The sequence below is a fragment of the Maribacter sp. ACAM166 genome (genome assembly GCF_005771495.1).
GTDB lineage: Bacteria > Bacteroidota > Bacteroidia > Flavobacteriales > Flavobacteriaceae > Maribacter.
In genome coordinates this window covers 34,460-51,057 of the sequence record NZ_VAUW01000030.1, presented here as the reverse complement: position 1 = coordinate 51,057, position 16,598 = coordinate 34,460, and the positions used below count along the sequence as shown (strand labels likewise).

Annotated in this window: 21 protein-coding genes and 1 pseudogene; 6 read left to right on the top strand and 16 right to left on the bottom strand. The window is 32.6% G+C overall.

From position 1 onward, the window contains the following. Window positions 1-386 precede the first annotated feature (386 nt). Entirely contained in the window at window positions 387-911 is a 525-nt protein-coding gene (locus ES765_RS16510; RefSeq protein ID WP_171017334.1) for a hypothetical protein, read from the bottom strand. On the opposite strand from ES765_RS16510, the gene ES765_RS16505 reads away from it, so the two are divergent. The 3 genes from ES765_RS16505 (at window position 900) to ES765_RS16495 (ending at window position 2,987) form a co-directional block, all read left to right on the top strand. Further along, window positions 900-1,232 (top strand): hypothetical protein, encoded by a 333-nt coding sequence (locus ES765_RS16505; protein WP_138115407.1) that lies wholly within the window; start codon window positions 900-902, stop codon window positions 1,230-1,232. The genes ES765_RS16510 and ES765_RS16505 overlap by 12 nt on opposite strands. Before the next feature lie 206 nt (window positions 1,233-1,438). After that, window positions 1,439-1,726, top strand: a complete 288-nt coding sequence (locus ES765_RS16500) for a helix-turn-helix domain-containing protein (RefSeq protein ID WP_138115406.1) — start codon at window positions 1,439-1,441, stop codon at window positions 1,724-1,726. A 7-nt stretch (window positions 1,727-1,733) separates the two neighbouring features. After that, complete coding sequence (locus tag ES765_RS16495) at window positions 1,734-2,987, top strand: type II toxin-antitoxin system HipA family toxin (protein ID WP_138115405.1); 1,254 nt, start codon at window positions 1,734-1,736, stop codon at window positions 2,985-2,987. An 86-nt stretch (window positions 2,988-3,073) separates the two neighbouring features. Here the strand turns inward: ES765_RS16495 and ES765_RS16490 are convergent, their stop codons facing one another. From ES765_RS16490 to ES765_RS16420, 15 genes are all read right to left on the bottom strand, one after another. Continuing rightward, window positions 3,074-3,703, bottom strand: coding sequence for a hypothetical protein (locus ES765_RS16490; RefSeq protein ID WP_138115404.1), 630 nt, complete (start codon window positions 3,701-3,703; stop codon window positions 3,074-3,076). A gap of 2 nt (window positions 3,704-3,705) precedes the next feature. After that, entirely contained in the window at window positions 3,706-4,212 is a 507-nt protein-coding gene (locus ES765_RS16485) for a hypothetical protein (RefSeq protein WP_138115403.1), read from the bottom strand. Beyond that, window positions 4,209-4,640, bottom strand: a complete 432-nt coding sequence (locus tag ES765_RS16480) for a hypothetical protein (protein ID WP_138115402.1) — start codon at window positions 4,638-4,640, stop codon at window positions 4,209-4,211. Before ES765_RS16480 ends, ES765_RS16485 begins: the two co-directional genes overlap by 4 nt. Window positions 4,641-4,802: 162 nt before the next feature. Continuing rightward, entirely contained in the window at window positions 4,803-5,168 is a 366-nt protein-coding gene (locus ES765_RS16475; RefSeq protein WP_138115401.1) for a DUF4870 domain-containing protein, read from the bottom strand. Window positions 5,169-5,198: 30 nt separating this feature from the next. Continuing rightward, entirely contained in the window at window positions 5,199-5,600 is a 402-nt protein-coding gene (locus ES765_RS22425) for a DUF6252 family protein (protein ID WP_262710691.1), read from the bottom strand. Window positions 5,601-5,723: 123 nt separating this feature from the next. Further along, window positions 5,724-5,936, bottom strand: coding sequence for a hypothetical protein (locus ES765_RS16465; protein WP_138115399.1), 213 nt, complete (start codon window positions 5,934-5,936; stop codon window positions 5,724-5,726). Between the two features lie 129 nt (window positions 5,937-6,065). Beyond that, window positions 6,066-6,863, bottom strand: a complete 798-nt coding sequence (locus tag ES765_RS16460; protein WP_138115398.1) for a hypothetical protein — start codon at window positions 6,861-6,863, stop codon at window positions 6,066-6,068. Between the two features lie 177 nt (window positions 6,864-7,040). After that, entirely contained in the window at window positions 7,041-7,760 is a 720-nt protein-coding gene (locus ES765_RS16455) for a hypothetical protein (protein ID WP_138115397.1), read from the bottom strand. Between the two features lie 4 nt (window positions 7,761-7,764). Beyond that, entirely contained in the window at window positions 7,765-8,946 is a 1,182-nt protein-coding gene (locus tag ES765_RS16450) for a hypothetical protein (RefSeq protein ID WP_138115396.1), read from the bottom strand. Between the two features lie 87 nt (window positions 8,947-9,033). Next, on the bottom strand, window positions 9,034-9,408 hold the full coding sequence (locus tag ES765_RS16445) for a hypothetical protein (RefSeq protein WP_138115395.1): 375 nt from the start codon (window positions 9,406-9,408) through the stop codon (window positions 9,034-9,036). A gap of 158 nt (window positions 9,409-9,566) precedes the next feature. After that, window positions 9,567-9,959 (bottom strand): hypothetical protein, encoded by a 393-nt coding sequence (locus tag ES765_RS16440; protein WP_138115394.1) that lies wholly within the window; start codon window positions 9,957-9,959, stop codon window positions 9,567-9,569. An 89-nt stretch (window positions 9,960-10,048) separates the two neighbouring features. Beyond that, window positions 10,049-10,555, bottom strand: coding sequence for a hypothetical protein (locus ES765_RS16435; protein ID WP_138115393.1), 507 nt, complete (start codon window positions 10,553-10,555; stop codon window positions 10,049-10,051). 115 nt (window positions 10,556-10,670) lie between these two features. Further along, entirely contained in the window at window positions 10,671-11,033 is a 363-nt protein-coding gene (locus tag ES765_RS16430) for a hypothetical protein (RefSeq protein ID WP_138115392.1), read from the bottom strand. A 130-nt stretch (window positions 11,034-11,163) separates the two neighbouring features. After that, window positions 11,164-11,574, bottom strand: a complete 411-nt coding sequence (locus ES765_RS16425; RefSeq protein WP_138115391.1) for a carboxypeptidase-like regulatory domain-containing protein — start codon at window positions 11,572-11,574, stop codon at window positions 11,164-11,166. A 290-nt stretch (window positions 11,575-11,864) separates the two neighbouring features. Beyond that, window positions 11,865-12,719, bottom strand: coding sequence for a DUF4412 domain-containing protein (locus ES765_RS16420; protein ID WP_138115390.1), 855 nt, complete (start codon window positions 12,717-12,719; stop codon window positions 11,865-11,867). A 149-nt stretch (window positions 12,720-12,868) separates the two neighbouring features. Between ES765_RS16420 and ES765_RS16415 the strand changes: the two genes are divergently transcribed. From ES765_RS16415 to ES765_RS16405, 3 genes and pseudogenes are all read left to right on the top strand, one after another. Next, on the top strand, window positions 12,869-13,708 hold the full coding sequence (locus ES765_RS16415) for a helix-turn-helix domain-containing protein (protein ID WP_138115389.1): 840 nt from the start codon (window positions 12,869-12,871) through the stop codon (window positions 13,706-13,708). 1,711 nt (window positions 13,709-15,419) lie between these two features. Next, a pseudogene (locus ES765_RS16410) lies at window positions 15,420-16,199 on the top strand (universal stress protein); the annotation flags it as partial. 54 nt (window positions 16,200-16,253) lie between these two features. After that, a complete protein-coding gene (locus ES765_RS16405) occupies window positions 16,254-16,481 on the top strand; it encodes a hypothetical protein (protein ID WP_138115388.1) in 228 nt (75 codons plus the stop codon). Window positions 16,482-16,598: the final 117 nt, after the last annotated feature.

The following is a 16,598-nucleotide window of genomic DNA, read 5'->3' as shown; positions in this document are numbered from 1 at the left end:
ACTGAAAGCTATGGCAAAATACAAATGGTACTTATCAAATCTGGTCGCTTTTATAAGACTCAACCTTTTTGTTAAGGTAGACCTCCAAAAATGGCTCGACCACCCTTTTCAAGACCATCCGCCGCCTAAACAAAATATCGTACAGGGGGTTCTATTCTGAAAAAAACCAAAACGGTAGCTTTAGGTCAATGAAAACAGTAAAGTTATTCATTCTTGAAAACGTTTAGGACAGGATTGATAATGTTCCTTAAAAAACTAAAAAGTATTACTTATGTACTATAATTTTTCTTATGTCAAATTAGAAAATATCGTTACCCTCCCAAGCCCCTGCGGAAGTCGCACAACCCTTCCACTCCAATCTTCCTTATGCGGAAACGTTGCTCCAATCAACCCGGCAAGTCGTGCCGTTTTAATTTTGCCCAAACACATCCTAAAATAGCCTTGTAGAATTCTTCAATAGTGCCGATTTCAGCATCCGTCAGTTCCTCAAATTCCTTTGTTCTTCTGTTCTTAGATAGTTTGCCATTATTTTGGTTCAGAAACTTGATCAACAAATCGACTTTAGTATCTGGCAACGTAACTAATACATTAATTTGTTGGGTTATTTGGTCGTGTTTTCCCAAAAAATTAAGCTCTTCGGGAATTATTTTCTGAATAGTTTCTTCAACACATTCGTAGATAAATTCTGCCTGAAGCGTGGCATCAAAATAACGGTACAAATCAATGGTCTCATTTGTTATGTCAACACTATGGTCTTGCGTAGGTTTCCATTCGATCAAATCGATTCTAGCCGAAGAGTGGGCCTCCAAAACATCTTGATATGCTCCGATGCGGTTTAATATAGCAGCTGAGACCGGAAAAATCATATCACGTTTCGTATACCCCATACGAACCAAAATATGATGCATCAAGATTTTATGATCTCGCAAAAGAGAACGGTCAAGTCCTATGAAAACAGGATGGAGGAGGTTCTGAAAAATATAGAGAAATCTAGATGGACACCAAAATGGGAAGTTGCGTTACTGTATATCTTTCTAAGTATCAATACCATTGTATATAGTTATTTGGGCTATTATTTTATCAACTATGATTTGAAAATGCAGGATGCTGTTACTCAGGCCAAACACGATGGCTTGGGCAGCGCAAGAGGCTATTTCAAAGACCACGAAGTTATCTACAGAGATTTTAAAAGGTGGGCCAAAAAGCGGGATAGCATTTCAAATCAAAAGTAGGGGTGTGCCCTATCCGGTTTTTGCTTTACGCTTATCTGCCGGAACACTACAAAAACCGGACAGGATCCATGCGCAGGTAAGTTATGGTAAGATTTGGGGAAGGAAAACTCCAAATACTTTAGAACCCCTACTTACTAATATTTTAAAAATGATTGTTATTTCAATCAAATTAATTATATTTGTATGAAATAACAATCATTATAGTTATGGCTAAAAGAAAACAAACGCTGTTTCCCAAACATAAAAAAATTTTGGAGCGGATGGGCGAAAATATAAAATTAGCAAGGAAAAGAAGAAAACTTACAACGATTCAAGTCGCTGAAAGGGCTGATATCGTTAGAAGTACGCTATATCTTATAGAAAAAGGCGATGCTAGCGTGGGTATTGGTTCATACTTTAATGTATTACGGGTTTTAGGGCTACAAGATGATTTCCTAAAACTAGCTGCTGATGATGAATTCGGGAGAAAACTACAAGATTTAGAATTATTATAGAATAGAAATGGCAACTGGAAAATTAGACATATGCGTTTATGCGCATTGGCAAGGAATGCCAGAAGCGAAGATGATAGGTATTCTTGCGGCATACTATGCCAAAGGAAAAAAAGCCTTTAGTTTCGAATACAATAAAGATTGGATACAATCAGAACAGCAACAATTGTTGGATCCTGATATTCAGTTTTATTCGGGTCCGCAGTACCCAAATAATAAAGAAAACTTTGGGGTCTTCTTAGATAGTATGCCAGACACTTGGGGAAGAACACTAATGAAAAGACGTGCCGCACAAGAAGCAAAGGAAAAGAATGAAAAAGCACCAACCTTATACGAAATTGACTTTTTACTAGGAGTGTATGATGAAAGTCGGATGGGGGCATTACGTTTTAAATTAGACCCAGACGGCACATTTTTAGATGACAATGAATATTCACCCACACCTCCATGGTCATCGGTAAGAGAGTTACAAGAGGCAGCTAAGAATTTTGAAAATGATTCCGATAATGAAGGTGTAAAAAAATGGTTAGCTGTTCTTATGGCACCTGGATCCTCTTTAGGAGGAGCAAGACCCAAAGCGAATATTTTGGATGAACAAGGGAATTTATGGATAGCCAAATTTCCTTCTAAGAATGATACTATAGATAAAGGAGCATGGGAATTCTTAGTTTACCAATTGGCTATAAATTGTGGTATTGATATGGCGCCTTCAAGAATTGAAAAGATTCTTGGAAACTACCATACGTTCTTTACCCAACGTTTTGATAGGACAGAAGGGGAGCGGATACACTTTTCATCCGCAATGACCATGACAGGCAATAATGAGGATACCATAAGAGATAACCCAGCAAGCTATTTAGATTTGGCAGAGTTCATTCAAAACTATGGTGCTAACATCGATGAAAACTTGGAGCAACTATGGCGAAGGATTGTGTTTCATATTGCCGTTTCCAATACCGATGACCATTTGCGTAATCATGGTTTCATACTAACACGTAAAGGTTGGGTACTTTCTCCCGCATATGATGTTAACCCGTCCATAGATAAAGATGGTCTGGCGTTGAATATTGATATGGACAGCAATGCCTTAGATCTGGAATTAGCGAAAAGTGTCGGAGAGTACTTTCGTTTGGAAAAAGAGCAGATGGATGCCATTATTAAAGAAGTACTTGGTGCTGTAAGCCAATGGAAAAAGTTTGCTAATAAACTTGGTATTTCAAGGGGAGAACAAGAGCTAATGGCGGCGGCATTTTTGGATGGCTAGTTTTTGAAATAACAAGTGTCAAATTAAACATGTTTGCCTTCACTATCTTTACTTACACACTTCATGAGATGAAGCTATACTAACATTCACTTTACTAATTTTTCAATTTCTAATTTTTTAATAAAATTCCATAATTCATCAGGGTTCATGTTCCAAGCGTTTGCTTCGATACCAAATCTCTGGTTTATTAAACATTGGAGTGTAGCCTTTTCATATTTTTCTGAAGTTTGATATTTTGTCAATGTACGTTGACCTTCAAAAGTTTGCGTTCGTTCGTAACCAGACTCATTCTCTGTATCTATTTCTATATTTTGAAACATAGAAAACATTGCGACTAGCGCTGACCCTTTTCCTGCACCATCAGATATGATAATGTTTATCTTTTTCTTTTTCTCATCATCTCCTTTATATGATAATTTAAAAACACTAAGACCCATTTGACTGCTAATATCATATTCTGTAAGTTTTAAATCGCCTACTTCTTCGGGCATCCAATCTTTTATTTGCTCTTTAGAAACAGGTGTGAGTTCTGAAAGTTTTTTAATATTTTTTTGCATATCCTCTGCACCATCTATAATGTTATCAAAATTGTCCAAGCCTTGTTTTACTTCCTTTACTTTACCTGTAACTTCTTTAATTTTATTTAAAGGATTGTTTTCTTCTTTACAAGCTAGTACCAGAAGTAGTAACATAATAATTGCGATTCCTTTTTTCATGATTATAGTTTTTCAGCTTTAAATTTTCCGTTTGTAATCTGTTTTCTTGTGTTATCTTTTATATTTAATGCTGTAAAAGAAAATGTTCCTTCTACAAAGTTTTTACCATTTTTCAGAATAGTGAATGTAAATGGCATACTTGTAGGGTTGTTGTCATTGCCTACTGTCCAAGACGCCTTATTTGCACTCTCTGAATACGACAAAATAATTTTAGGCTCTTTTGTACTCGTATCAATTGAACCTTCTGTGACTGGATTAGGAAGCATAAATGATATTTCATAACCATCAGCATTGGTACCTACAATACCAGACTTACGGGAAAGTTGTCCACTAAAAGCAATGAACAGCACTTTTTTTGAATTTACTGAAAAATCTACGCCATCGACTATAGCCGTTAAATATGTTTCATTTGTTGACACATTTTCTACAGTCTTACCCCTGTTTTTGTTGTCTTTCTTACATGCTACCACTATCAGTAATAACATGATAAATGTGATTAATTTTTTCATTTTTTCACGATTTTAGTTTCTACGACTTCAACATAGTAGGCTTTTTTCCCTACTAATGTTAGTTTGTTAGTATCAATAATTCCTGCGTATACTTTAACTTTTTTTCCAATGCTTTCATTGTTTTCTGTAAAGCGAATACCTTTAGCTTGTCCGCTTTCTTTAGGAATTGAATTTGGGTCTCTTAATCCATATTCAATTTCAACCCACCATTTGTGATTGACCTCAATGCTGCACTCACCATCTGCCCAACAATCGTTTTTAGCATCTGTAATAATGCCTTCAAAACGTACTGTTGTTGAATCCTTACTGTACATAACTTTAGCAGTATCTTGTTTATGAACTAACTTTGAGTCCTTACAACTTATAAACGTCATTGTTCCTAGCAAAAACAGGTTTAGGATTTGTATTAATTTGAATATCATTTTCATGTATCTAATTTTTTTTAAAGGTTCCCGAAGTTTTGGGACTGTTCGCTATTTTTTTTCTACTTGGGTGATATACTTTTTAGCAGGCTCGTTTCATATAAAAAAGAGATATTACTTAATTTTTAATACTTTAATTGCTTGAGATGTTGAAAAAGTAGTGCCCTATTACTTAATACTTTTAAACCATTCTTCATATTTTTTGCCAAGTATTGGCAGTGGTTTTTCTTTTAAATTAATAGCGTTTATCAAGCCCATAACCCATAGATAAACAATTAAAAAGAATCCTAAAAAACTAATAATCCATCCTAAAATTGGAATGATATTAATTAGTGACAATACCAAAGCCGTTAGTGCCAAACCTAAAGATTGCCTAATATGATAACTTGCGAATGCATTCTTTTTTTCATTGTTAATTACAAATGCTATTATTAAACCGATAATAGTTATGTAAGCAATAATGGCAGTTGTTTTACCTTCTTCTTGTAAAGACGTACTACTTGTTTCGTTTGTTTCTAATTTTACACTTTCCATAATTATTAAAATTATTTTTATATTAATATGTCATTTATTTACTTTTTTTTTAACTCTAAATTCACCATCAGTAATTTGTTTCTTAATTTTATTTACTACAGCTGTAAATGAAAATTTACCTATTAAGTAATCCCCTACTTCCGTTAAGGTAATGGTGCCTTCTCCTCTAAATTTTGAAGCGATCCAATGACCTTTAGAATTGGTATATATCATACTACCCTTATCCTTACCGAGTGTGTAAGTTCCAAGTCCCCTTTTAGAATCTATATATATTTCAATTTTTTGGTTTTTATCTTTACTTGAAGCGAAAATTGCAATTAAGTTTTGGTTAGATAGATTGCCAGGAGCATCGGCATAAAAATCTTCGTCATCTATCGTTGCTTTTAAATAGGTGTCATTTTGAGCCTGACCTGTTTTAGTGCCGACTGCTATTTTATTTTTTTAACGTCAGAACAGCTAGCTGTTAGTGTTATGAGTAGTAATAGTGAGATTAATATTTTCATTTTAATTTATTTAGTCAATGATTGATGAAACATTTAATGTTTTAATAGCCTTCTACAACTGTTCGTCGGTCATATTATAGCCTATTGTATCAAGAATAATTCTTTCATTAAAAAGAGACATGATTTGAAATGATTTTTCTCGTTCATTATAAATACTAGCATAAGGTGCTCCTTTGTCTACTTTTTCCTCATCCCTTGCGAATGAAAGACTTGCCGTCTTTAAATCATTTGGACTTTGCGCTCCGTCAACAACAGTAATCTCCATTTTGTGATTTCGGATTTCGAAAACTAGAAAAACATTGTTATTTGAATCAAATGGACCTACTCTTTCACCAATTTTATAACTAGTTATTACAAAATCACCAACCTTTTTTGGAAGCTATTTTTCAATCTTTTATTGGGTTTGGGAATTGTATATTTTTTTCGCAGCTAGTATCTTTTCTTCGTCCATTTTTCGTGCTAATTGCCATATTACATCTTTAGATATTGGAGAACTTACGGTGAACAGTATTGTTTTTGGGATGGTATGCTCATTATTTTCACCATAATTTTGAACGGCAACAAGATTTCTTTTTATAAAATTCCAACCTTTTATAAATTGCATATCCGCACTCACGTCAACTTCAAGGTCAGCACCTTCATGCCGTTCTTTTATACATTTGTCTTTATAATCAAGGGCTCTGTCTATATAAAACCAATAGTACTTATTACCTGTAATTTTGTCAAAGTTATTTTTGGTTAACATTTTTTTATCGGAAACGAGAGATATATAACCCACGTAAACACCATATTTTTTAAGGAACATTGGCGCATATAACTGCGAGTATACATCATCGTATTTTGTTTTGACGAGGGGCTGTCCTGTAATGTCAACTTCACCTTTGCCCTTACAGTTTACCATCTGAAATTGACTTTCTAAAGTATAGTCCATGTTATTTCTCGGAAGTGCTCTAATATCATATTCTGGCAAGGTGAAATGAATCTCACCCTCTTTATCAATAGTACCTAGTGTAATTTCATCTCCACCTTTTTGCCATTGGACAAGTTCAAACCCTCCTTTGGTATAATCTAACTCACCAGTAATCTGGTTTTCAATTTTAGGTAATGCAGTTTCAGTTTGCAATTGTTGTGTCTTGCACGATTGAAATAGTATAAATAAGAATAGAACTAATATGTAAATTTTGGTTTTCATTATTATTGTTTATAGTTAAAATATCTTGTTAGTAAAAATTTTAATCTCTAATCAATTTTCCCAATGCGAAACCTTCGCAACCAGTATCTAAATCATTTTAATCTGAAGGTTCCGGACTATAATTTCTAGTAATTACAGCGTAATGGTGATTAATTTTTTCAGTTGTATTATTTTTGGTTAATCACCAATAATTTTATGTTCACTTAAATCTACAGAGAAGCTCAATTCAGTCATTTCTTTAATCGTCATTTTTGATGCGCTTGCTGAAGCATCATTTCCATTACCTATAAAGCTCATTTCCATCATTAATCCAGTTTCAAGTTCTTTTAGTATGCTGTCATCAATTCCTTTTCCCTCCAACCTCTTTTTTGAGTATTGCTCAAAGTCTTTATTGAAAGCAAAACCTGCATCTTGGGTCATGTACAAGGTTCCTATACCGGCATTCATGGTAATTTTATAGCCTTGACAAGTAGCGCCTATTATGTCCTTAATACCAATTCTTTCTATAGTAATAGACTGATCAATAACATCTTTTAATTCAGGCATATCTCTAACATACAGCAACTTAACACCTTTCCCGTTTCGTAAGTTTAAACTCTTATGTATTCCGAAATCCTTAATGATAATCGTATTTTTAGATAAGTCTTTCCCGTTTAATACCATGACAACTCCGAAATAACTGGCCTTTGGTTTTACCATATAATGACAGTCTATTTTTTTACCATTGGCCTCCATTTCATAGGTTACTCTCCAGTCGAACGCATAGCTAGATGGAATTTTTTCTTGTGGCACGTATTCTTCTGCAAGAGCCAATTCCTCACTATTTGTATTTTTTTTGTCTTCTTTGCATGCCATTACGAAAAGTAATAGCATAGTGACCGTGATTAGCTTTTTCATTTTCTTATTCTTTAATTAGTGCTTCAAGATTTAATGTTTTTAAATAACCCCACAGTTCTTCTGGCGTTATTTGATTTGCCTCTGCTTTAATTACAAATCGTTCGTTTGCATTATAACTTAGTATCGTTTTTACTTCTTTTTCATTATACTCTGTCATTACACGTTTACCATCCATTTCTGTAGCGCTATTATAGCCTGTTTCGGTTTTATCTTTCCAATCTCGACTTACCATACCTTTCATTGAAGTATACATACTTACAGCATCTTTATTACTTACGCAATCAACAATGGTAAGGTCTATTGTTTTTGATCCTTTTTCAAAAAGTAGATTTACATTATTAAGGGTTGGCATATTCTCTATTGTTTGGCCAACTTCATAGCCTGTTCTTTTTAAATTTCCAAGTTTTTTTGGCAACCAATTTCCGTAGTGTTCTTTGTTGATTGGTTTAAGTTTAAGAAGTTGTTGTTTTATTTCTAATAGTTCATCATTTGCCCAATACTTTAAATACCAATTAATAGTAGATGGTATTTTTGTTATTGACGTTTTAGTCATGGTTTTTGGTAAACTGCCTTTTTCAGTTCCATTTGTCCAATCTTCTTTTTCAGTTAAGGTGTTTAGCATCATATTCCACCCTTTTTTTAATTGGATAGTGTAGCTTGTAACCTCATTAAATTTATAAATGTTTTCATTTTCAAAATTCACAGTACATTTTGCGTTAAAGAGCGCATCACTATCACTATAAACCCAAGAAAGTGTACTCCCTAAAATCAAACTTGAATGTCTGTTTTCGCCTATATCGGACTCAGTTTTAGCATGTATAGAACCTACTGCCTGCCCATATTTATAAAGAAACAAATAATCTATATTTACAGCTTTAGCTTCTTCATTACTTTGTTCTATTTCCTTGTCGTTACAAAAATTCATACCAACGGCTCTTTTTATTGAGGACAAATAGAGGTCAGTATCTTGAACTGAACTGATATCTGTATTCCAGTTAAAATGAATGGTTCCGTCTGCAGTAATTTTACCTACGGATATTGGATTCTCTGAACCAAAAGGTTGCATCATAATTTCTAATTCGACTTTGGTATAGTTTTCCACTTTTGGTAAATCTGTTTGCGATTGCTGTGCAATACACGGTTGAAAATATATTAAGGTTAACAGGAATAATATGTGAGTTTTCATTTTCATAATTTTCATTTTATTTCAACTATATAACTTTTAGAACAACAGAGCCTTTTTTTGATTTTTGAAATTCTACTTTATTTTCTCCTATAGAAAATTGATCCCGGGTATGAACTGATCACCAGGTATGAATTGATCTTCCGGAATAAACTGATCTCCAGGTATAAATGTGTCTAGTTCTGGAATGTACCATTCTGCATTTACTAGATAAATACGAGACTCTTTTTGTAACATTATTTTGCCTCTACTTTCTTTAAATTTGCCTTTTACTAAACCAATACTAAATATGTTTTTTGGATATTTTTTTGCAAGTGTTTTAAATGATTCTTTATTAAATAACTCAACCCTTTTTACCTGATGTTCTTTGTTACCAATGAGCACGACAAAATTCTCTTCTTGTGCTTTTGCAGAGAATAAAGTAAATAGACAGAATACTACTGTTGTTAAAATTTTTGTTATCATAATTTTTACTTTAATAATTTTCTTCGATATTTTTTAAATTTAACTTCATACTCACTAACTATTGTGTAAGTAGATTTATTTACCAATTCTATACACGTCATTTTAGTGCTAGTTTCCTTTTTGTAATTTCTTTATTTAAAGATTTTAGTTGCGAAAACTTAATCTCTAATCATTGTTGACCAAAGAAAACCTCCGCAACCAGCTTCTAAATTATTGAAAACCGAAGGCTCCACCTTATTTTCAATAAATACTTGTGATGGACTATCAAAAAATGATTGACAATAATTTAATTTGTTGCTTGATATGTTTGTAAAGACGAATTTGCTATATAAATTAGCACTAGAGGCCTTGTTTGAACCATTTTTGCAAATAATAAAATTACTACCGTCTGTTAATATTTTATAAATGTTCTTATTTTCTATGTTTATACTCTTACCGGTAATGGTATAGGAATTACCAAAATTATCTGTCCAATTTCCTGATGTTTTATTTATTAACGTTATTTCAGTTTCTTTACTGTCATCACCGCTAGAACAAGAAGTAGAAAGCAATAAGATTCAGACTGGATAATTTAATAATGTTTTCATTTCTATTGTTTTTTTTAAATAGTTTAGTAAGTATTTTACTTTTGGAAATAGTATTATTTTTTCTTTTTAGGCTTTCTCGCCCTAAAAGTACCTTCTGTAAATTCTTTTGTGATATCACTTTTTCGGTCATTTCCTATAAATGAAAAAGTACCTTCAATGTAAGCATCGTTGTTTTCTGTAATAGTTATTATACGGGTTTTACCGTCTGCATCCCAAACTAATCCTGGCTGCGATTTGTTAAAAAAGCTACCAGTAAAATCATCTGTAATTGTACCTGTTAATCTTTCTGGATTACTTGATGCAATAGCAATTTGAATATTATTTCCATTGCCATCAGTAGTGCTAATTGCAATTATACCTAATTTTAATAAAGAGGCATTCACAAATACCATCTTGTTAAATGAGTGTTCAATTCCATCTATTTTGACTTTAAAATAAAAGTTGTTACTTTCCGAAGAAGTAGGACTATTCTTGTTACCGCAAGAATTAAATAAAAATAATATCGCGAATACACCGATAATTAATAATATGTGTTTTATTTTGCTTGTCTTTGTTTTCATAATTATCGTATAAAATTATTCTTAATCTATACTCATATTTTATTGTAAGGCAAAAATCTAAATCCTTAACATGGATAGTATCACATAAACAGTACACCTATAAATTATAATGGATTTAATTTTCAGAACAATCAATTTTAGAAAGGCTTTCTTTGCCTTCTTCAATAGATGCATTAAATTCATTTAAGCTTTCGGTGGGCACACATTTTTTAATTCTGTCAAGTGCATTTAAGTACCCGTTAATGGCACTTTTATAACTGGTACAGTTTTCTAAAGTAGGGTTTTCACCATACGAACTTGCCGCTGCCAACCATACTTCTAATTCAGAAGATACTTCTTGTACCCAACTCCCTTTTAGGCAAGAAGTACCATTATCATCATCTTTAGAACAGTTTGTTAACAGCACCAAAGTGAATAGGCTTAAGACTAATTTAAAAATTGATTTTTTTAAGGTTTTAAGATAATTTTGAAATTTCATTTTTTTGCGTTTTATAAATTTTGATTCATAATGATTAATTTTTCCATTTTTTAGAGGGCATGATAGTATCGAGATAATTGGCTAAAAAAATGTTCCATCTTGGGGGATGATTCGTAATATTTAAAACTAGTTATTCCTTATCTAGATAAATATTTAAAGTGCTAAACCCTATCTGTACTACATTATAACTGGGGTGGGTTACATAAGGTATATACCCGGACTTTATACCATACGTCAAATATTTTCCTGGTTGCAACTCTATTTTATAGTTACCATATTCACCTGAAATAACCGTTTGTCTTTTAGAGTTGCCATTTTTGTTTTCAAAAATAATTTTAGCACCAGCAATTTTAACCTTACCATTATGATTCGTTACATAGCCTTGAAATCCATTTTTTTTAAGCTTTAATTCAGGTCGTTTATTTGGTTTTATTTTATTAAGATTTAATTGATTGTTAATTGGTTTTCCTATTTGTGCATTTATACTTATAATGCCTAACATAAATAGCGCTACTACTAGTGTTGTTTTCAAAATTTTCATAATTTCTATTTTTTATTAAAAAATTGCTATTTTATTTGGTGTTTCTATGTTTATTCTATCAACTCAAAACGGTAATTAAGGTGTACATAAGTTCCCTTATTGATGTCTCCAAATTCTAAAAACCCTAATAAGGAATTATTTGACCCTTTTTTTACCACATGACATCGCCAAAAGCAGCATATTCGTGCATATTGCCATTTCTACTTCCCTTATAATATTTTTTTTGTTCGTTTAATCGTTATTGGCTTTAATAGAAATAGAACATTATTCTTCAAAAGAACCTAGTTGTATTAGTCAATTTCCGAAATGTCTCCACCAAGCTTCATAAATTCGTAATCACTAACTACTACTGTCTTTGGATATTTCTCTAATGCCACGCAGGTCATGGTCATATTATATTTCTCTTTTTTTTTATGAATCATATCCATTTCCATAACGATACTGTTGTCTGCCTTTTTTAGCCATTTCGGGTCAAAGCCTTTTGGTGTCGTCTTCATGTGATCTCCAAATACCTGATTAAAACTTACTGGAGAATCCATTGCTATATACATGGTCATCTTCATGTCGTCATTCTCCATTTGAAAGCCCTGACATTCATAACCCAATATGGTTTTAGTGCTTAACTCTGTAAATGTGTAATCATTAATATTGGTGGTTTCCTGTTCTGCCATTTCTCCAATATCGGCAGTTGGGCTTTTAAGCACATGACCAGACTTACCATTCTCGGATTCCATTAATATTACTATGATTTCTAGTTCTTGATCAAACAACATAAACATGCCGTTTGCCATAGGATTATCCTCCATTTCTGGCTGAGATCCAAAATACTTGGCGTCAGGTTTTAAGTAATAGGTCATATTCATATTGCCTTTCTTGTGCTTCATCTGCATGGTGTACTTGTACTCAAAATCGTATCTTTCAGGTAAAATAGAAGGGTCTACTTGAGGACCTGAAAAATCAATATCGAAAATTTTGTCCATGCTTTTTTCAGCCATTTCAGCAGCCTTATCAGATGTCTTTCTTACAATTACTTCTTCAACAGCTTGCTCTGCTTTTTTAGTTAGTTTTTTCCAAAACTGGGCTTGAGCAGAACTACCTATTAATAAAAAGATTAAGGTTAGTGCTAATGGTTTTAGTGTTTTCATGATTGTTATTTTTTACTTTTTGGTTTTATAATTTTAAAAAGTGAATAATTTTTTTAAATGATTATTTTTACCTAGAGTCATACCAAACATAGCTGTATTAATACTTAATTCATTGTATATTTCGGACACGATTTTTAAATGTATTTTATATGAAAAAATCTTTTGCTACTAACTTATCTTATGAAATACCACATGAGCTTAAAAAATATGTAGTAAGTATTATTGAAGGGAAATCGAAATATAAAATGGATACATTATATCCTGTATTTGCTACGGGGTACCCAGTATTAATATATGTATATGATAGTGTTCCTGTAATTTCTGTAGATGGTTTTGAGACAAAGCCGAGTTCAAGGGTGCAAATTGCAGGTCAAATATTTGATGCAGATATTTCAATAAGACTTCAAGGGAAATTTGGACAAATAGGTTTAGTCCTTCATCCTTTAACAACCTATTACTTATTTAATAAGCCCGGATCTTACTTTTTAAATAAATGGTGCAATTTTCAAGATATAGTACCAATTGCAATAGATAAAGACCTGCAGTTAGCACTATCAGCCTGTAAAACAACAGATGATCGAATTAAAATATTATTTGAGTTTTTAAAATCGCTTCTTGACACGAAGCGACCAGAAATTAAATGGCTAGAAACTGCTATAAAAAAAATATATTCTTTAGGAGGAAACATAACTCAAGAAGAGTTGTCGGTGCTAGTTGATATTAGTTTAAGGCACTTTAGAAGAAAATTTAAAGAGGTGGTAGGAATCTCGCCAAAATATTTTTGTAAAGTGATTCAATTAAATACTGTGTTTGAAATGTTAAACACTACAAATACAGAGAGATTACATCATTTGGCATTAGATTGTGGTTACTATGACCAAGCACATTTTATAAATGATTTTAAAAAAATGATAGGAAGTAGCCCCAGAAATTTTTTAGAAGGAAAACATTCGTTTGTAAAAGATTATATGGGTAGAAAGACCTTATAGAATTGTATAAAAATCAAAATCACGTTCATTAATGAGTCTGTATTAATTTAAAATGATAAGCCACGGAACATAGTCTGCTAGCATAAATTGATAAACCCGAAAAAATGAAAACAAATTTATAATAATGAATTTACAGAGTTGACAATTTTATCTTTAAGATGCCAAGGAAAGTTCTGAATCGTAGTGTTTAGAAAACCTAATGGTTTTCTTCGTAAATTTGCATCAGTAAAACGCTTAATATTACGTTCATTAACGTACTTCTTAGATTACGGTGTCAATAACGGGATTTTACTTTAAATAAAATTAAGTAAAATTCTGAAAATCAAATACATAAAAACAAAACAGGGTTCCTGTCATCAATTTTGTGAGTTCGTTATAGTTTTTTGATTAGTCCTTAATCATATTATTAAATCTAAAAAATTCAACTCTAAGATGAATAATTTGGAACATTCATCTTTTACATTTTCAAAGTTATCGTAAATCGTTAACCTCCGAAATAATGCAAGTCACTTGCCATTTTTTATCAGCCATCGATTTTGTAATTACGTAGGTGAAAATGAAAAGTAGAGTAGGTGAGCTTTTTTCAGAATTCCATTCTTTTATTTTTTTGTATTTCTATTTAGAGTGTTAATTGTCCTATAGCTGTCAGTTTCTTACGTTTCAAGATACTATAATCACAGAGTATGTTTTTATGCGGTTTTCAGCGATACTATCAAGAAAAAGCTTGCCATCCCAGAAAAACCAATTCTTTTTAATTATTTCATCGCTATAATGATTATTCAAAAGCTTAGACAATAGACTAGATGGAAGCAGAATTTCTACTGAATTGCGCTCCATTCTTTTTAAACTAGAAAACGTCTATCTAGGAATAAAGCACGAGAAACTTATAAAAATAATTGAGTTAATAGGGTAGTGACCGATATCATAATCAGCTAGGTAAAATAGATAGCGTTTATTATAGGTTTTGAAGATATCTCCTATCGGCTTTTTGATTAGATGCTACAACACACTTCATCAACAATCGCTTTTTAGCATCTCAATTTAATGAATTCATGATTATAAATAACGGTCACCTTACTATCTTAGAATGATTTTTCAGTTTTTATATTTTTTTAGACTTCGATTATGGGAGATAAAGACCTATTTCTTTTATAATAATTGCCGACACCCATACTGGTTATAGCCGCTCCTACAATCGCATCCACTTTGTTGTCGTCTGTTCTTTTTTTATAGGGTATTGACCTTTAAGAACCAAGATTTCATTGCACAAACTATCAAGGTATAGGAAAGTATATTTAATTGGTTCCGAGCGGCATAGAATTAAAAATATTGATATCACGGATCTGGGCAAGTGAATTGACTTTATCGTTGTAGGCCTCTAAACTCAGACTGAGGAAGCTCGACTCAACCCGGTTTTGATAGAGATAGAACAGATGTGTTTAAAATCCAAATTTTTGCTTTGTTGGCAAACCGATGTCTTTTAATCTAAGGCCTACGTCTACTTACTATTCTGAGACGCAATAAATTCTACTTGCAAATTAATAAGATTTTTACTTTGTCGAGTCGATAAAACAGAATTACCAACATGACCATTGTCATTTCGAATTGCATTTTAACGTTCTAATTTAAAGCCGTTAAACAAAAACTAAAAATGAGACATATTCTTGTACCCACTGATTTTTCAGAAAACGCATAGAATGCCCTTAAGTATGGCCTAGAAATTTTTCAAAAGACAGAATGCACTTTTTACCTAACACATATCAATTTGGTGACTGCCTATTCAGGTGCGGGAACATCTCTTAAAAGTTCAACAGGGAAATTATCGGACATCCTTTTGGAGAATAGTATGACAAACTTAAAAGAATTGTTGGCTCGTGTTGAAAAACTCTTTTCTAACACCAAACATACTTTCGTGCCCTTGACGTACTACAGCAATTTTATCACCACCATAAAAAACGAAGTGAAGAACAAAAATATCGCTCTCATTATTATGGGAACCAAAGGCGCGTCCGGACTCAAAAAAGTGACTGTCGGAAGTAACACGGGCGATGTGATTAGCAAGGTCAAATGTAATTTGCTGGCAGTTCCCGAAGATGTAGTCTATTCGCAGCCCAAAGAAATCGCTTATCCTACGGATTATCAGTTAGGTAACAATCTAAAAGTATTAGATGATTTGATTGAAATGGCGACAATGAACAAGGCTGTCTTACGTATTCTACATATTTCCAAAAACGGGGAAGAGCTCAATGCAGAACAACTGAAGAACAAAGATTTTCTAGCCGATTATTTAGTGGAAGTGAACCATAGCTTCCATTCCCTTAAAGGTAGTAAACTCGAAACCGCAGTACAGTGTTTTACTGAAAGTCGCGATATTGACATGATTGCGATGGTAGCGAAAAACCAGAATTACTTCCAACGAATCTTGTTCCGCCCCGCTGCGGAGGAAATCAGCTACCATACCAAAGTACCTTTTTTGGTGTTGAATGAATAAGGGTGACAAGTCAAAAATAACATCAAAATAGACCTGACTTAAGGTATTAAACACATGAAAAAATATTTCAATATCCACAGCTCAGATTTTATTTATGTTGGTATCGTAATTGCAGGAGTGATTCTGTTATATATATTAACAAACCTCTTTCATAAATGGACATTAAAGAAGCGGCGCAAAAAATTTTCTGATTTAGATAGTACTACCATCAATCTTGTAAAACGAGTTCTCAATGCTTTGTGGATTGTTTTTGGCCTGATTGCCTTAAGCTTTGTTTTATAGAGGAAGAAAAATATGATACTGAACCAGAGAAAGAAGAAGTGAAATCTATTTCAAAAAAGGAATCAGTTAAAGATACTTTTAAAAGTAAAGAAATATCATTGTGATGCTTTGGAGTTG